The organism is Deltaproteobacteria bacterium (assembly GCA_023382265.1).
Classification (GTDB): Bacteria; JAMCPX01; JAMCPX01; order JAMCPX01; family JAMCPX01; genus JAMCPX01.
Genome location: JAMCPX010000022.1, coordinates 20,734 through 39,089 on the forward strand (window position 1 = coordinate 20,734; position 18,356 = coordinate 39,089).

16 protein-coding genes are annotated in these 18,356 nt (G+C 36.8%); 2 read left to right on the top strand and 14 right to left on the bottom strand.

The features are described 5' to 3' along the window. Positions 1-14: 14 nt before the first annotated feature. The 14 genes from M1381_04325 to M1381_04390 form a co-directional block, all read right to left on the bottom strand. Entirely contained in the window at positions 15-509 is a 495-nt protein-coding gene (locus tag M1381_04325; GenBank protein ID MCL4478311.1) for a biopolymer transporter ExbD, read from the bottom strand. Further along, positions 509-1,018, bottom strand: coding sequence for a biopolymer transporter ExbD (locus M1381_04330; protein MCL4478312.1), 510 nt, complete (start codon positions 1,016-1,018; stop codon positions 509-511). The genes M1381_04325 and M1381_04330 overlap by 1 nt, the downstream gene beginning before the upstream one ends. 1 nt (position 1,019) lies before the next feature. Then, entirely contained in the window at positions 1,020-1,658 is a 639-nt protein-coding gene (locus M1381_04335; protein MCL4478313.1) for a MotA/TolQ/ExbB proton channel family protein, read from the bottom strand. Continuing rightward, positions 1,643-1,951, bottom strand: a complete 309-nt coding sequence (locus tag M1381_04340) for a hypothetical protein (protein ID MCL4478314.1) — start codon at positions 1,949-1,951, stop codon at positions 1,643-1,645. Before M1381_04340 ends, M1381_04335 begins: the two co-directional genes overlap by 16 nt. Beyond that, complete coding sequence (locus M1381_04345; protein MCL4478315.1) at positions 1,948-2,946, bottom strand: tetratricopeptide repeat protein; 999 nt, start codon at positions 2,944-2,946, stop codon at positions 1,948-1,950. Before M1381_04345 ends, M1381_04340 begins: the two co-directional genes overlap by 4 nt. Continuing rightward, on the bottom strand, positions 2,946-6,161 hold the full coding sequence (locus M1381_04350; GenBank protein MCL4478316.1) for a tetratricopeptide repeat protein: 3,216 nt from the start codon (positions 6,159-6,161) through the stop codon (positions 2,946-2,948). The genes M1381_04345 and M1381_04350 overlap by 1 nt, the downstream gene beginning before the upstream one ends. Position 6,162: 1 nt before the next feature. After that, a complete protein-coding gene (locus tag M1381_04355; protein ID MCL4478317.1) occupies positions 6,163-8,292 on the bottom strand; it encodes a hypothetical protein in 2,130 nt (709 codons plus the stop codon). 6 nt (positions 8,293-8,298) lie between these two features. Further along, the gene (locus M1381_04360; GenBank protein ID MCL4478318.1) at positions 8,299-8,934 is read right to left on the bottom strand and encodes a hypothetical protein; all 636 of its coding nucleotides are present in this window, start codon (positions 8,932-8,934) and stop codon (positions 8,299-8,301) included. 12 nt (positions 8,935-8,946) lie between these two features. After that, complete coding sequence (locus M1381_04365; GenBank protein MCL4478319.1) at positions 8,947-10,464, bottom strand: carboxypeptidase-like regulatory domain-containing protein; 1,518 nt, start codon at positions 10,462-10,464, stop codon at positions 8,947-8,949. A gap of 33 nt (positions 10,465-10,497) precedes the next feature. Further along, entirely contained in the window at positions 10,498-11,061 is a 564-nt protein-coding gene (locus tag M1381_04370) for a response regulator (GenBank protein MCL4478320.1), read from the bottom strand. A gap of 5 nt (positions 11,062-11,066) precedes the next feature. Beyond that, the gene (gene dnaJ, locus M1381_04375) at positions 11,067-12,173 is read right to left on the bottom strand and encodes a molecular chaperone DnaJ (GenBank protein ID MCL4478321.1); all 1,107 of its coding nucleotides are present in this window, start codon (positions 12,171-12,173) and stop codon (positions 11,067-11,069) included. After that, on the bottom strand, positions 12,170-13,999 hold the full coding sequence (gene dnaK / locus M1381_04380; GenBank protein ID MCL4478322.1) for a molecular chaperone DnaK: 1,830 nt from the start codon (positions 13,997-13,999) through the stop codon (positions 12,170-12,172). Before dnaK ends, dnaJ begins: the two co-directional genes overlap by 4 nt. Positions 14,000-14,024: 25 nt before the next feature. After that, a complete protein-coding gene (grpE, locus tag M1381_04385; GenBank protein ID MCL4478323.1) occupies positions 14,025-14,807 on the bottom strand; it encodes a nucleotide exchange factor GrpE in 783 nt (260 codons plus the stop codon). Positions 14,808-14,936: 129 nt separating this feature from the next. Continuing rightward, positions 14,937-15,569: a LysE family translocator gene (locus M1381_04390; protein MCL4478324.1), complete on the bottom strand. Its 633-nt coding sequence runs from the start codon at positions 15,567-15,569 to the stop codon at positions 14,937-14,939. 304 nt (positions 15,570-15,873) lie between these two features. On the opposite strand from M1381_04390, the gene M1381_04395 reads away from it, so the two are divergent. Beyond that, on the top strand, positions 15,874-17,673 hold the full coding sequence (locus M1381_04395; protein MCL4478325.1) for an ABC transporter ATP-binding protein/permease: 1,800 nt from the start codon (positions 15,874-15,876) through the stop codon (positions 17,671-17,673). Further along, on the top strand, positions 17,670-18,317 hold the full coding sequence (locus tag M1381_04400) for a lysophospholipid acyltransferase family protein (GenBank protein MCL4478326.1): 648 nt from the start codon (positions 17,670-17,672) through the stop codon (positions 18,315-18,317). The genes M1381_04395 and M1381_04400 overlap by 4 nt, the downstream gene beginning before the upstream one ends. The last annotated feature ends 39 nt before the right edge of the window (positions 18,318-18,356 follow it).

Below are 18,356 nucleotides of genomic sequence, written 5' to 3' on the forward strand. Positions count from 1 at the left end.
AAAAATATAATATATCATGAGCCCTTCTGCATAACTTCAAGACTCATAGTACTATAACCTGCTTGACCTGCCGTATACATGATCTTCTCAAGCAATTGAAACGGTATATTTTTATCTCCCTGTATCATCATTTCACCTTTAAATGGATTGGCACCTTTGCTGAGTTTTTCTAAATAAAGCCCCTTCTGTGCTTCTTTTTTCAAAGCATTGTATAGTTGCGGAAACAATAATGTTTGTGATGAGATATCAGCCTGATTGATTGTCTGTACTTCCTTACCCTCTACAAGAATATAGCTCTCATTAACAGCAACGGTTAAAACGGCCTGCGGCTGTTTGTTTGACGTAGATGCAGGAAGTACGAGATCCTTTGCTGTTGCCCCGACGTAGCCGGTGGCAGAATAATTTTTAAGTAGAAATATTACAAGAACAGTAAACACATCTATCATTGGTGTCAAATTAAGGTTAGTTATTACGTGTCTATCTCTTTTTTTGCCTTTTATATAAGCCATTATCTAACAACCTCCCCTATTGAGATATTCGGGAATAATGCCATTTGTTCTTTAACCCCATTTTCTATTACAGTTGCTTGTCTTACAGTATCCATAACATGTATTAAGATATCATACTTTATATTCGGTTCTGAAAGTAATATGACATCCTCTGTGTCCGGATACATTTTTTTAATCTCAACAAGTTTGTCGGACAAAGCCTTATAATCGTACTCGTTATTCTTTAATGGAATCGGTGGTAAAATAGCGCCGCTTCCGCCTATTGTGAATCCTTTACTGTCTATTGCAACCGTTAAATTAATATTGTTTTTTTGCGGCTGCACCTTATTATTAACAACTGCGGGTGAATTCGCCGACGGCAGATTCACATTCAAGATAGCGGCAGGAGCTACAACAATCGTAGCTATAAGGAAGACAATGAGTGAAACAAGGAAGTCAATATAAGGAGTAAGGTTAAGCCCTAAGGCACCCCTATCTATATGACTTCGCGCAGATGGTTTCTCAATCATTTTAACCTCGTTTTAAATGTGTAATCAGGTTCATCATCTTTATAGATAATTCATCTATTTCATCAATTATTGAGGTCTGTCTTGTAAATAAATATGAATGCGCAAGCATAAACGTTATTGCCATAAAGAGTCCAAATGCCGTATTATTCATAGCCATTGATATACCGTACGCAAGTAAAGCAGCTTTTTGTGACGGATCAGCCGCTCCCACAGCAGCAAAAGCCTTGATAAGTCCGGTGATCGTGCCAAGTAACCCGAAAAGCGTTGAAACATTGGCAAGCATGGCAAGATAATGCGTGCGTTTTTCTACCACAGGTATTACCTCCAGTGCGCTTTCATCCACAGCATTCTGAATATTTTTGTCACTTTCATGGAAATTGATTATGGCCCGAAGGAATATTTTAGCTACCGGTGCTTTGATGGCTTCGCATAAAATTTTAGCCTCATTCACCTTACCCTCTGTAAGGTACCTTTTAATCTTTTCCCAAAAAGTTTTACCATCAAGGTTCCATAGCAACACAAGAACTATGAACCTTTCCGCTATTATGGATAAGCCAAAAACAGCTACAAGCAATATAGCATACATGAATGGCCCACCTTCTTTAAAAAAATTGATTAAAAAACTTAATGGCCCGCCCATTTTTTCTCCTCCTCATTTTTAAAAGTTTTATTGTTTATTGTTTTATAAATCTTTTTAGAAAAATCTTTTGAATCAGCTTCAAGCGGATTCGCAGCATATATCTCTGTAGATGACTTGTGAATAATATACATAGCCTGTGGTTTTGGTAACCTGCCTCTTATAAGAAAACCCGATAATTGTACATTCTCGTATGTAGATTTTTCTTTTTTATTCTTTTCTTTCGCATAAATATTACCTGTTACAACGAACAAAGTTATAAGCAATAAGAGAATAAATCTTAAGGTTTTTCTCATTGTTTTGCTCCATTGGATGTAGTTGTAAAAGTTACGCTTATAGCATTTTTTAGATTTTTTATCTGTTTTTCAACTTCAATATTCCGTTTATCATTTCCCGGTAATAATGATCTATACTTTTCCAAATACTTTATGGCTTCAGGATAATTTTTAAGGTAACCCTGTTCAAGGACAGAAAGATCATAATATGCTTCTTTGAGCCCGGGATCTATTTCTATAGATTTCTTATATGCATAAAGTGCATCATTATAATTATTCATAAATCTATACGCCACACCAAGGTTTAAATAACAGTATGCGCAGTTTGGTTTTCTTAATATGGCTTTACTATAATAGCTTATAGCATATTTATAATCACCGCCATCCGAATAAATGATGCCGATGTTGTTAAGTACTACAGGATCGTCCTGCTGTATCTTAGCAGCTTTTGAGAATGACTCGAGCGCCAGATCCTTCCTTCCGAGTTTATAATATAAAATGCCGAGCTTGTTGTATATGTATGGATCATCCGGATATCTGCTTTGAAGCTCTTTCAAAATAGATAATCCCAATTCCGATAACCCTATCTGCTGATAAGCATCTGCGATATTCTCAAGCATACTTTTATATTTGAAATATTTTTCGTTTAATCCCTGTATGAGTGTTATGGTTTGCTGAACATCCCCATCTTTTTCATAAGCGTTCGCTAATTCCATAACAACGTACGGGTTTCCATTGGTAGCTTTTAAACCAGCTTCGCCATAACTAATAGCCTGTTTAAAAGCCCCGGTCTCTGTTAGCCATTTTACAATATCTATGTATGCAAGCGTGAATGTATTGTCATGCTTCAATAAATTCTTTAGTACGTCTACCGCCATATTTGTATTCCCTACCTTATACATTACCTCTGCTTTATGAAACTCGTCCATTCTGTTAATCATATTATCGGCAAAAACAACAGATGGAATAAGTAGTATACACATTATAATTTCAATTGCAAAATGTTTTTTATACATTAGTCTGTCCCTAAATTTAAGGTAGTTATTCTATAGCCGTTATTCGACTCATAAAACAATAAAAACGGTCCCCTGAATCTTCTGATATACGATTCATTGTGTTCAGCAGTTATATTTATCTTCTCTGTTGATACCTGAAGTACAGGTGTCTTTAGTATATTCAATTCCCGATCCGGATATGAAAGACTGGCGTTGGGATCAAGTCTATCCAAACCTTCTTTTGCGTTAACAACATATTTATTTGTAATACCAAACTGATAAGCCTTGTTCAGCGTTTTTTTATAGATACCAATAGCGTTGTTCTTTACGGGTAAAACCTTTTCTGAAAGCACAGACATATAAATATTTTGTTCAGCATCACTTAAACCTTTCGGTACCGGTGAATTCATTACATCGGTATAAAACTGTTCATACGCGTTTGCATCAAGATACGATGCAGCAATTACGTAATGAGGCACCCCGAGATCAACTATACCTGTTAATATCTTGTTCAATTTTGCAAGCATATTGGTCTTCTCAGTAAAAACCTTTTGTAGCTTTGCGGTGGATTTAAACTTCAATGAGTTATAGAGTGCGAAGTACTCTTTTGCATTAAAAAAGCGTGCACCCGCATAGTAAAAGAGATATGGCGCATTTTCATTTGCATTAAGCTTGTCAAACTGTGATATTACCCTGTCATAGAATTTTTTAGCCTCTCTGGATGAATCAATCTCCAGCATCTTACCTGCTTTGAAACAAGCCTGAATCGATATTTTGACATCTGCAGAATTATAACATACATCTTTATAAATATTTAATGCCTTTCCCGTGTTCCCTGCTTTTGAATAGTCTTCTGCTGTAAATAAAGCGATCTTCGGTTTTTCATCTTTTGAAGCATACAGCTTTTCATATTTCCCGTATTCTGATGCGGCGTCACCATACTGCCCGAGTTTCTCTTTTAGAATGGCAAGGTTAAACATTGCATCTTTTGCTTTATCACTCTCAGAATAATTATTAATGATTGACTCATACATCTCTATCGCTTTGTTAAATCTTAAAGCCTTTTCATACGATAATCCAAGTTCCAGCCTGGCAGAAGAAACAAATTTTGATGAGGGATAGTTTTTTATGAGTGTGTTGAAGACACTTCTTGCCTCTTTAAATCTATTTAGTTTATTAAGAACAACACCCATATTGTAAACCGCAGAATCAATGGTAATGGTTTTATCCTGCTGATTTGAATTAATGTATGCGACGGCCTTTTTGTAATACCTGTATGCTTCTTTCCATTGAGCTTTATCGTAAGCCTTATTTGCCTTTACAAACCATAGTTTACCGAGCACATTTTTAAGATACATGATGGCTTCATTGTTATTTCTTAAGATATTGTATTTTAACGTTTTTACAGCCCACGACTCAAGCCCTGTATCGTTTTTATCTGCTATGAATGCAGAAACAATATATTTAAGGGAATCCATGATAAGGCTGTCGTTAGGATACGTAAGGAGCAGTTTCCGAAACACTTTTATAGAATCCGTAAAATAATCGGCTTTATATAGGACCTCTCCTGACTTGTAAAGCATCTTGGGGGAATCAGGATTTTCAGGATAAAGAGATACATACATATCGCACGCATTTACAAATACGGTTAATTTATTATAGTATGTTGATGTGTCGGTGATATTCAAATTTTCTTCATAAGATTTGACCATATCGAACGCAGCATCACTTCTATATTTATTATCCTCATACATAGGCGTTAGTGCTGCCTTACTGTAGAACTCACCCGCAAGTGCATAATTCTTTAACTGATAAGCTATGTCTGCATAAAAGAAATACACAATGGGCAGCTCTTTATCACCAGGAAACTCACTAATATAGCTTTCAAGGATCTTTTGTGCACTGAGATACTGCCCGGTTGTTGGTTGTTTATGCTTTTGCTTGGGCAATGCAATAAGATCTTTTACAAGCGATAGCATCGCCTTCTTTACTAAATTTATAGCATATTTCTTTGTCGTATTCTCTTTTACACCCGCTAAAAATGGCGAACCAACACCATAGTTTTGTATAATATTTAATCTTACGTCATTCGCGTTATTAAACTTACCTATCTTTTCGTACAACTCCATTTCACCATAAAGAGCCTCTAACGAGTCTAAGGTTTCGGGCGCATTTTGAGTTGTATAATTGTATGCCTGAATTGCAAAATCATAAAGGGCAAGCTTTGTATAAATTGCGCCTATTTTATTCATAATCAGAGGGTAATACCTGTTCCATTTTATACTTTTTAGGAAGGCATCCGCATCCGTTGGAGGTTTGTTCTCTCCAAATATCAAGCTTATATACTCTATCGCTTCATTTTTCATGGACTCTCTTTTTTCTGAGCCGGCAGCCATATCTGCCCTGTTAACAACCTGGACAAAAAATGATAAAGCCTGATCATATTTATTTTCTCTATAATATGTCCATGCTAATTTATAAAGTGCCATATCATAAAACTGGCTATTCTTATATTTCATTGCATTAGAATATGCATTCTCGGCAGAACTTAACAAATCATTATTAAAATAATACTCCCCTATCCTGAACCACACTTCCGGCATAAATGTTGATTCGGGAAACAGCTTTGTCAAAGTGATATAGCTGTCTGCAGCTTCTTTTTCGTTTCCCTCCTCACCGTAGCAGTAACCCATTAAATAGTAAGCCAGGGCGTCGTATTTGTTGTGAGGGAATTGGCTTAAAAAGCGTTTATAGAGCGATATAGAAGTACTATAGGAAATATGAGGCGGCGGGCCTGTCGATTTACCGGTTGATAGCCCTTTCTCAAATTGCCGCATGCTCTGCATAAATAGATCATTTGAATGCTCATAGTGCAGCTCAGCGAGCCTTAAGATAACATATGGTATCAGAGGTGATGACGGATACTTATTCAATATCAGGGTGAGACCCTTAATCTCATTTTGCCTTTTCTCGTGTTCAATCTTAACAAGACTTTCTGTTGCCTCTTTTAATGATTGCTTTGCACGATTAACAGCGTCTGCCTCCCTTCTTATGATAAAAGCATTCACATCTTTATTTAAATGTGATATCTGTTGTACTGTGTACAATATATCTATTCTCGTATCGATATCCGATTGAGAATCACTAATCATATCCGCATTCAGTTCAGAAGTAAACGCAGAGAGGAACGCGAATACAATACATATCAATAATATAATGCGGTTTACAATATTCATGTCAAATATGTTTTTCCATTTCCTTAAGTTTATTCATATTCTCTTTCAAACGATTTAAATATCCCTTAAGCGAATTGAGGTTCCCTCTTTCAATATTGATCGTGGTCGTCGTCGGGAGAGTTCCAACAATACCAGCTTCATGCTTTCTCATATTGGTATACTCATTTGTTATATTTCTTACATCCTTTTCACTTTCATTATACGCTTTATTAATTCGTTCAGTATATGCCTCTTTACTCAAGGTTCTTACATCAATAAAAGCTATAGTAGCTTGTGATGCAAGAACCTCCAGAGAGCCTGCAATATTACTGTACACGTCTTTCAGAGTTAATCCCTCTGCATACTTCAGCCATACCGAGGTCAGACTGGTGTACGTATTGTTAAGTTCTAATGCTTCATTCGAAGCATCTCTGTACTTGTAATCTATAAGGTTTTCCATTGTTTGTTTTATACCTGCAAGCATGCTCTCATCTTTCTGAACAGCATGCATAACCGGTTTAGTTTTATCATTAAGCAAGCCGTCCTTCATTACCATCATCATTTGTAAATTCAAAGAATTAGTTCGTGCTTTACTTATGTCCCGCCCTAAATTCATCATGTTTTTGTATGGATCATAAACGTAAAACGTGTTTTCATGCGCCTTCGCATAAGCCGGCAAATTGATGTCTTCCATGCTGGCAGAACTTAACGTCATAAAATATCGCATCATCAATTCTCTTGACAGCCCGGCATAATCAAAACTTTTTAAAATGGAAATCTTGTCTTTCGCGCTGTTAAAGTATTCGGACAGAAGAATCCTCAACACCGAATCCTCTGCATCTTCAACACCAACGGAATAACCTCTGAGTAACTTATCATTTAAAAAAATATCTTGATCGAGTTGCATCTTAGACTCTTTTACAAAGCTGTTAAGGCCGTTCATATTCGGATACACCATCGCTGATTTATTATAAATGTTATTTATCTGATTATAAAAACTGCTGCTCCTTATAAAAGAGCCAACATTTGCTGCTGTCCAATTCTTGCTATTCTGCAATACATCTAATGCTGGATTGGTTTTTAATATATGAATAGCCTGATCATACTGGTCTATTACATCATTAAAATAATCTGTTGCCTGATCATATCTTTTAAGTTTTACAAGTATATAACCCTTTAAAACCTTTGCCTTCAACTTATCGAGACTCGGCATTTTATCAGCTATAAGCTTATCTACAAGTTCTAACGCTTTTGCAAAATCATTCGCTTTCTGGGCAGCCCATGATCCTTCATAAAGAGCGTCTGTATAATAAACAGAAGTACTCGGTACTTGCTCGTAAAATGTCATGGCATCTTTATAATCACCCGCATCATATAATATCCTTGCAATTGAAAGCAGCGAAAGTATATAAGGCTCTCTATTCCTTGCCAAGGTCTTCTCATTTATTAATCCGGTAAATATATCCTGAGACTTCTTTTTTTTGCCCTGCTTTAACAGCGATACAGCCAACAGATAACGCGCTTTTAAACCCGTATCGGTATTATCCTTTATCTTAACAAAAAAGGTTTGTGCACTGATAGGATAACCAGCTAATAGATAAAACCATCCCGCTGAAAAATCAAAATCATCGTCCGACACATCTCCCATCCTGTTTATGCCCGAATTAATAACATTCATAAGATTATAACTATGTTCTATATAAAAATATTTAATTCCTTCTAAAATCGCCGACCTCAGGAGTACTCTATTGTTGGTTCCTGAAATAACGGGAACAAGATAATGAATTGCGCTTAAAACATCACCAGTATGCCCAAAGCATTTTGATATGGTAAAATATATTTCGTTTTTATTTTTTATGCTATAAAAATTGGTAGAATCGGTAACACCCATAAAATATTTTAATGGAGCTATCGACATGCTCCATCCATTCATGTTCATATCCAGAGAATCGGTAACAGCTATAAGGTATTCCAAGGAAGCCTCATAGTTCCCCTGTTTATAAAACAACATACCCTTTTCCAATAGGGCCTGCAATGGCAGTATGTCCTTATTATAAGCCTCGGGATACTTGAAATCCGCAACCGCTTTGGATTGGGATAAAAACAAGGATATAGCCAAAAATAGTATTAAATACAGAAATAATTTTTTCATAAAGATTTATTTTATCCCGGGTGGCTGCCTTACAGACTGCTCAAATTTTACACTCGTCCTTGCAGGGGTGTCTCCTTTACCTGTGTCGATACAAACTATATCCAGATGGGTAAAAACACCGGGCCTGGCATCAAGAGTACCCGTGGCAGTAAAGTTATAATTCTTCCCCTCACCAATACCGAGGAAACCGGATGTTTGAAGAAGTACATAAACCTCTACGCTATGCTTACCGGGAACTATGGGGCCGTTGAAAATCATATCTTTTGCCTTTGCGAGTGACGTGCTGCCAGGAATATTTAATTTAAAACCATCTATGTAAACAGCTATTTTTTTGGGTACAAAATCACCGTGCGGGAAATATGTATTAAGATTAATCTGAACAGGTGCACCTTGTGATATACTATAGACAATGCCTTCACCAAATAACAATAATCTTCCTTTTAGTTTAATCATCTGCCTGTTCAATTCACTTAAAGTAGCATCAATATCCTTCATATTGTGTGTGTCGTAATAGCTTGAGAAACTGTCCGAACTTAAGAGGCTATCACCTGCACAAAAAACATTTAACGGATTCAAAAGAAAAAAGATAAACAGCAGAAAAGTTGAATATATGTATTTATGTTTAAATATGTGTTTCATCATTTTTTATCTCTCCTATTTTTTTAGTACAAATTCAAGCATTGTTTTTTTACCTTCTGCAATAATTACTTTTGATACCACAGGTTGATATCCCTGTGCAAGGATTGTTATGTAATAAATCCCGGGCTTTAAGTTTGTAGAAAAATACCCTGTTGACGGATCCGTTAAAACGTCTTCAACGTTCCACTTATCAAACTTAATTGTAGCAAGAATTGGTTTACCCTGCGCATCCACAACCCTGCCTATAAAGCTGCCAAATGAATAGATTCTCTTCAAATAAAAGTTTTGAGTAATACCCTGATGTGGTAAAGCAAGCCTTGTTACAGTAACACTCTCATAACCATTTTTTCGTGCCTCTATTGTGACAGGTCCTATATTCAACAAACATGATTTATAAGTACTCGTCGTTATTCCTGTAATAATATCGGAACATTTAACATTAGTACCCTTTATTGAAATGATAGTGCGCGGCAATATTTCTTTTGTTTTTGCATCATAAACGCTACCCGTAAACCATCCGTAAGGTAATGTATTTTTTGGCACCAGAAGTTGAAGATTGGGCATCACCCTTTTAAGCCTGAAAACTGCCTTCATGAATGAAGGTTTAAATATATAAGCCAGGGAAAAATATAAATCCCACGCAGGCACCGCTCTTATATTGTGTCCGATTATATTCTGTACAGAACTCAGTCCGATATCAACGGCGGTATCTATTGTTAATGGTTTTATTGGCTGAATCCTGATTCCGGGGGTAATCCTCTGGGGGCTGTCCCCAAAACTTTCTATGAGTATTTTCCTTAAATTATACTCTATAAACGGAGTTACAAATGTGTTCGGGATAGGGGCTAATATATCGAATGAAAAAAGATATTGATCCGACGGATAGATACCAAGAGCAGTTTTTATGTCGGGTGGAGTAAGATAGCTGTTAGATAAAAGTTTATCCGAGTTATCGTAATGATAACCTAAATTCACATTCAACATTAGTGGTAATTTTGTATCTCTTCTTGCATCATAGCTAAAAAGCAAAAGGCCGTAAAAACCGGTAGCTGAAAAATTATAAAATAGTTGCTGGATCTGACTCATTGTTTGTATACTACCGCTGACACCTATACTGAACACAGAATTGATCTTGTAAGCATATTTTAGTCCAACCCTAAAATCCGCAATTGATTCCAAGAGGCTATAAGAACTATACTGAGGATAATACTGTTGTGTACTTGATGCAATCACACCTGCAAACCCTTCAAGACCTTTGTATAAACCGCCTGTAACAAATCCAAAACTACCAATATTCTCTGTGTTTGAGGCATTGGTCATAGACAGCTCGTTTGAATAATAGTAATTCATACCTCCTATAAGACTAAAACTCCCCGGGTCGAGTGAGTATGGAATACTAATTCTCAGTAGGCCGGTTCCGCCAGTTGCAGAAGGCGCATCTATAACAAACTGCCCAGCCGCATAACAAATATTTGATAAACCGGCTAACACCAGAAAAAATATTATACCTATAAATAATTTTATTTGTCTCATTAGAGGCTTCTATAATTTAATATTAGTCTTATGTCAAACATTATGGATCCTGTCTATAACATCAATAAGCCTTTTTCTAAACTGTTCCTTATCCGTGCTGTTCCCTTTATTTAAATAAGCTGCAGGTTTTGTAAGATTCATTATCTTTTTAAAGTTGTCATCGCATTTTACAACAGAGAAAAATACAATGGGTATTTTTTTTGTTTTCTTTAAACCGGTTTCCATTGCCCTCATTGTTCTCGCTGCGTCTATCCCGCTAATAATCGGCATATTAACATCAAGTATTGCAAGATCCACATCCAAGTTGTTTTTAAAAAGTTCACTCAACCGCGACAGGAAAGCCCTTCCGTTTTCACTTTCTATAAGATCGATAGAGATCCTACTGTTTATAAGTGCTTCAGCAACCTGCTTTCTCATTATTGTGGAATCATCTGCGATAATGATTCTGTTCAATACTTCCTGTTTATACACTTTTTTAGAAAGATCTAGTCCGCATTCGGAACAATGGATGCGTTCCTCTCCGTTAGAAATCATTACGAATATATCAACCGATTCGCCGCAGCTTGGACAAAAAACTTTCGGTACTTGCGAAGACATACGTTTTACTGGAAAAGATCCTTTACTTTATCAAAGATACCTTTTGCATTATTTTGTTTATTTTCTTTTAAGATTTCATCAAATTCTTTTAGAAGCTCCTTTTGTCTCTCTGTTACATATTTTGGAACCTCTATATGAACTTTTACAACCTGATCTCCTTTTCTCCGATCATAAGGACTCGTTACGCCTTTATGTTTTAATATGAATGATTGTCCTGAGTTTGTTCCTGGGGTGATTTTAAGTTCTTCCTCACCATATAAAGTCGGGATTTTTATAGTATCACCAAGAACAGCTTGTGTAAAAGAAATATTCGTATCAAGTATAATATCATGACCGTCTCTTTTGAATACCTGGTGATCTTTTACTTTTATTATTATATGCAGATCACCGGAAGCTCCGCCGTTATAACCTTCACTACCTTTACCCTGTATTCTTAAAACACTCTCGTTGTCAACACCCGCCGGAATATTTATTTTTATTTTATCCTGCCTTCTTATCCTGCCCGTTCCTCCACAATTCCTGCATTTATCTATTATTTCATAACCCGCACCATTGCATACATTACATGTTCTTGTAACGGTAAGGAAACTCTGCCTATAATTTATTTGTCCTCTTCCTCCGCAAGTCCTGCATGTAATTGGTTTTGTACCCGGTTTTGCACCCGTTCCCGAGCATACATCACACAAGCCTATGCGTTCAATGGGGATTTCCTTCTCTGTACCTAAAACAGCCTCCTCAAATTCTAATTCAAGAATAGTTTCCACATCTCTCCCGCGAACCCTTTTATTGGAAGCACCCCTTGTACCAAAAAAGTCACTAAAAACATCACCTATCAAATCTTCAAAGATCGTTGTCGAACCGAACAAATCATCGTAAGATGAATTCATCCTTTCAAAACCGTGTCCGTACTTATCATACTGTGCTTTTTTTTCAGCATTACCCAGTACGCTGTACGCTTCATTTATTTCCTTGATCTTTTCTTCCGCTTCTTTATCTCCCGGCCTTTTATCAGGGTGATATTCCAATACCAATTTTCTATAAGCCTTTTTTATATCAACATCGCTGGCATCTTTGCTGACGTTGAGTATCTCGTAGTAATCTTTTTTCTTCACTGTGTATTATTCTCCTCTGCTTGAGTTTTTCTATAAAGCACTTCTGCTATCTTATGAGACAGTGTACTTAAATTATCAACAGCATCTCGAAGTACGGCTATATCATCCATATTCCTTTTATTTTTTACATCTTCAATGGCTGATAGAATTTTATCGTAATCTTCTTCTGTGAGGAAATCCCTGTATTCCTCAATCGAATTAGTCGTAGCGTATACAAGTCCATCCGCTCTGTTCTTAAGATCTACCAATTGTTTTCTTTTTCGATCATCCTCTTCATGCTTTTGCGCATCACCTATAATACCATTTATTTGTTCCTCTGTTAAGCCGCTCCCGCCTTTGACCCTGACCTTTTGTTCTTTCCCAGTACCGAGATCTTTTGCCCTTACATTTAGAATACCATTTGCATCTATTTCAAAAGTTACTTCTATAAGATCGATAGAGATCCTAGCAGGAGGAAGACCCATGAGCTGAAAACTTGCAAGTGTCCTATTATCCTTTGCAAGCTCCCTTTCACCCTGTAATACATGGATATTGACAAAATCCTGATCATCCTCTGTTGTTGAAAATACCATGGTTTTTCTTGTTGGAATCGTCGTATTTCTTGGCATGATCTTTGTAAAAATACCACCCTGCGTTTCAACACCAAGAGATAGCGGTGTAACATCAAGCAAGATAATGTCTTTTACAACCCCTTTCAATACAGCACCTTGTATTGCAGCGCCAGTTGCAACCACTTCATCAGGGTTTACACCTTTTACAGGCTGTTTCCCAAAAATCTTTTCTGCCTTTGCCACAACGGCAGGCATCCTTGTCATACCTCCAACAAGAATGATATTATCTATATCTTCTTTTTTAAGTTCTGCATCTTTAATAGCAATCTCACACGGCTCACTAAGCTTATCAAGCAAATCCTGTACAAGTGATTCAAACTGTGATCTGTTGATCGTTTTTGTAAGATGTTTTGGCGCCGAGCCGTCCGATGCAATAAATGGGAGGTTTACCTCTGTTTCCTTTAAAGTTGACAACTCCATCTTGGCTTTCTCTGCTGCATCTTTTATTCTTTGTATAGCCACCTTATCTTTCGTAAGGTCTATACCCGTTTCGTTTTTGAACTCTTTAACAAGCAAACCGATCAATGCCCTGTCAAAATCCTCTCCTCCAAGAAATGTATTGCCATTTGTTGCTAAAACTTCAAATACACCATCATTTAGTTCAAGAATGGATATATCAAATGTCCCGCCGCCGAGATCAAAAACGGCTATTTTTAAATTTTGATCCTTGTTTAGCCCATAAGCAAGGGATGCCGCAGTTGGCTCGTTAATGATCCTTAATACATTAAGTCCCGCTATCCTTCCCGCATCTTTTGTTGCCTGTCTCTGGCTATCATTGAAGTATGCAGGAACCGTAATCACAGCATCTTCAATTTTTTCTCCTAAAAAATCCTCCGCGTAATATTTCATTTTTGCAAGTATATAGGCAGAGACTTCTGCCGGACTGACTTTTTTATCTTTTATCTCAATCCACGCGTCATTATTATCCGCGCATATAATCTTATAAGGCATTACCCTGCTGCTTTGAACGACCTCTGGTGAATCGAATTTTCTTCCTATCAATCTTTTAACGGCAAAGACGGTATTTTCAGCATTTGTTACCGACTGCCTCTTTGCAAGATTTCCGACAATTAATTCGCCTTTATCATTGAAAGCAACCATAGAAGGCGTAGTTCTTCCACCTTCTGCATTCGGTATAACAACAGGCGAATCCCCCTCCATATAAGCGACACAGGAGTTTGAGGTACCCAAATCTATCCCTATTACTCTACTCACTTACTCCCTCAACACCATTATATTATTAACCATTATCCGAGTTATCAGAGTTATTTTGATCTCTCGATTGCTCGGTATCTTGTTTAGAGATCTTTCTCCCTACAATTACTTTGGCAGACCTTAACAACCTATCCTTGTAAAGGTAACCCTTCTCAACCTCTTTTACTATAACATTGTCTTCATAATCCCCGCCCTCTTCAATTCCGATACCTTCATGAAAATTAGGATCAAATATCTGACCAACCGTTTGTATGGATGTAACGTTGAATCCCGCCAATACCTTTTTTAGCAATTTTGATGTAAGTTCTATACCTTCATAAAGGCTGTCAGGTTGTGCATTTTTTTTTGCATACTCAAGTGCACGATCAAGATTATCAATGATTGGTAAAAGTTCTTTTATCAATGCTTCATAACCATACTTTAATGAATCGAGTTTTTCCTTGTGAACGCGCTTTCTGAAATTATCAAAATCCGCCTCTGCTCTAAGCCATTTATCTTTATTAAGTGTAACCTCTTTATTTAATTTATCTATCTCTGCTTTTAATCTTTCCACTTCTGCCGTTTGAGACTCTGATAAGAATTCCTCCTCTACAGTATCCTTGACCCCTGCGGCAGATTGATTTTTTTTAAGGTCTGCACCATGATCTCTAACCTCTGAATCAATAAGGGCTTCTCCCCGAATATTCCCAGTCCTGTCATTGGCTTTATTCGCAGTTTTAGAACTGTGTTCTGCATTATCCTGTTCCTTTATCTCTTTTTCTGATTCAGATTGCTCCCTGTTTTTTTGTTCTTGATTATTATTTTCCATTCTACCACCTTTGATTTTTCTCTTCTTTTTATTATCATGTGCCATCAAAACACCATTTTTTTGTTTTAACAATCATAAATAATAATGTCAATATACAGATATATCATATAAGCTAATATATTGATTTCATTAGTCAATAGAGATTGTATGTTTTATACCAAACCATCCAAAGTATAATGCAAAAGAAAGAAATATAAAGCCACTTATAATCATTATTACCTTAAAACCTTTTGAGCCTATAAACCTTTTAATATATCCAAAAAACAGGGCAACTACACTATACCATGCAAGATCTGCAAGTATATGTCCCATATAGAAAACAACTATACCTTTCAGACCATATTTAAAGGAAAGCACAATATAACTCAATCCTATAGTAATCCACCATATAAGCAAATAAGGATTGGATAGAGAGGTTAAGATACCTGATATGTATGCCGAATTACTCTTTGTATCCTTATTATACGTTAATAAATCGCCCGAATATCGAAAAGCACCATAAGCCATGCCCAGCAACACAATGCCGCCGGCTATACCGATAATAGCAAGCGCGGTATTGCTTTTTAGAAAATGCCCAAGACCAAAATAAAGACCCAGTACCAATAAGACCTCAAGTGTCCCGTGTCCCATTACAATAAAAATACCTGCTCTCAATCCTTTCTTACTGCTATGGAGAACAGTTGCGGTAAACATAGGTCCTGGCATCATAGCACCAGAGAACGCAATTATAAAAGAACTAAAAAATATTCCAATCAATCCCATAGAGTCTTTTATACACCTTACATGATTAACATAAACAATTTTTTTAGTAAAAAAATAGACTTATGTGGTTTTTACAAAATCGGACTTTTGAAGGACTTTTTTCTTATCTCGATTAAAAATCGCACGTACCTTTTGATTAAGGTTCTGGCGCACTATAAAAAATGCTTTGATTGTTTGCGCAGGATATTATAAGTATTAAACAAGCTTATAGACGAATCATGAACCGTCTTCCCGGGCAAATGCTTTATGTTATAGAATGGTTTATACGCAAATAATATGGAAAGGAAAAAAATAAATACTGATTATGTTTAAAGGTAATATAAAAAGGCTATTGGGATATCTTACTCCATACATCGATAGATTTATCTTTGCGATGATTTTAATGATCATGCTCTCGCTTATGACAGGTGCAATTGCATACTTAGCAGGTCCACTCGTGAAGTACATAATAAATCCGTCGGAAACGACTTTGCATGTAGCAGGTCCGTTTAAATTCCTTTTGAAAATACCAAAAAAGGAGTTGTTTTATTATCTGCCGATTACGCTTATCGTTGTTGCTTTTTTAAAAGGCCTTTCATTTTATGGGCAGGCTTATTTTATGGGGAATATAGGACAGAAGATTATAAGAGATATAAGGAATGATCTGTTCGGACATATTCAATACCTGCCGTTAGCTTATTTTTCAAATGTTAATACGGGAACGCTTGTCTCAAGGATCATGAACGATGTGGGACTTATCCAGGGTGCAGTAACGAGCGCCGTTGCGGGCAGCTTAAGGGACAGCTTTTCTATAATCGTACTTATCGGTCTTGCTTTTTATCTTGACTGGCAATTGTCCCTTCTCACATTTCTTGTTTATCCCTTAGTAGGATACGCCATCGTATGGGTTGGAAGAAAACTTCAGAAGGTGAGTATACAGGGACAGGTTGCCGCGGCCAATCTCAACAATAAACTATTCGAATCAATCTCGAGTATCAACATAGTTAAGGCGTTTAACAGTGAAGATCATGAAGTGAACAGGTTCAAGAAATTTACGTCAGACTTTTACGTAGCGATTATGAGGGGCGTAAAGGTAAACGCATTGTTCACCCCTTCCATGGAATTTCTTATGGTGGTAGGATTTGTCGGCGCATTCTGGTATGGCGGATGGAGGATCATGAACGGTACACTTACACCCGAGAGTTTTTTATCGTTTTTTGCTGCCATAGGTTTATTATATCAGCCGGTTAAAAACCTTAGTAATATAAACAGTATAATACAGGATGGGCTTGCAGCATCAAAACGTGTATTCGAGGTACTCGATGAACCATTAGAGACGGGCAGGGACGGCAGTAAAATTGTTACAGAAGTAAAAGAAGGCATATCCTTTAAAAATGTAAGCTTTAAATACAAGGATCAAGATGTATTGAAGAACATCAGCATGGATATAAGGAAAGGAGAGATCATTGCAATTGTTGGAGATAGCGGCGCAGGAAAATCAACACTTGTAAGCCTTATACCTCGTTTTTATGATGTAACATCAGGTTCAATAAAGATAGACTCCGTTGATATAAGCGAAATAAAAATTAAAGCCTTGAGGGACATGATTGGTATAGTTACACAGGAAACCGTTTTGTTTGATGATACCGTTTACAACAACATAATCTATGGTGCCAAAGATGCCACTTTTGAAGAGGTCGTAAATGCGGCAAAGGCTGCTTATGCACATAAATTCATAATGGAACTATCGGATGGTTATAATACAAATCTTGGTGAAAGGGGTGCTAAATTATCCGGAGGCGAAAGGCAGAGGATCTCAATAGCAAGAGCGATATTGAAAAACCCCGCGATACTTATTCTTGATGAAGCCACATCAAACCTTGATGCAAAATCAGAAGGTGAGGTGCAAAAGGCACTTGAAAACCTTATGCGCGGTAAGACCACATTTTTAATTGCACACAGGCTATATACTGCTGAACGGGCAGACAGGATAGCAGTGATAGTAAAAGGAATCCTTGAAGAAGAAGGACATCACGACATGCTCATGAAGAATGATGGATATTACAAAAAACTTTACATGCTTCAGCACACACTTTTTGAAAAAGAACAAAAAAATATGCAATGAAGCATTATATAAGTTCTATTAAAACGTGGATCCTGGGTTTGGTAATATGGGCATTAACCTATTTAATGGCATTAACCCTTAGATACACTTTTAAAGGAAAAGAAACATTCGATAAATTCATTTCGAAAAATCCTACCGTAGCTGTATTCTGGCATGGCGAGTTTTTCCTCTTACCTTACCTATATAGAAAACAAAAGGTGGCTACATTTGTAAGTCCAAGTAAAGACGGCAACATATCAAATGCGGTTCTAAGAAGATACAAATTCGGCAGGATAAGAGGGTCAAGCACAAGAGGAGGTGTGTCGGCTTCCCGCGAGGCTATTAATTATATAAAGAACGGTTATGCTATAGGTATAACGGCGGATGGACCAAGGGGGCCTTATCACAAATTAAAACCCGGAGCTGTATGGCTTGCACAGCAGATGAACATCCCTGTTGTGACTGTTACAGTAAGGTTAAAGCATTCATTAAAATTAGGTTCATGGGATAAATTTGCCATACCGGTACCATTTACAAAGGTTATCGTTATTTATGGAGAACTTATAGATATAAAAACTAAGAACAGACAGGAAGCTGTAGAAGTTGTCCAGAAAAAGCTTGAAGAGCAAGGTAAAGAGGCAGACTTAACGATAGAAAATCTTTAACCCGGAAAACACGATTCAATTTTTTCTCATCCGGCATCT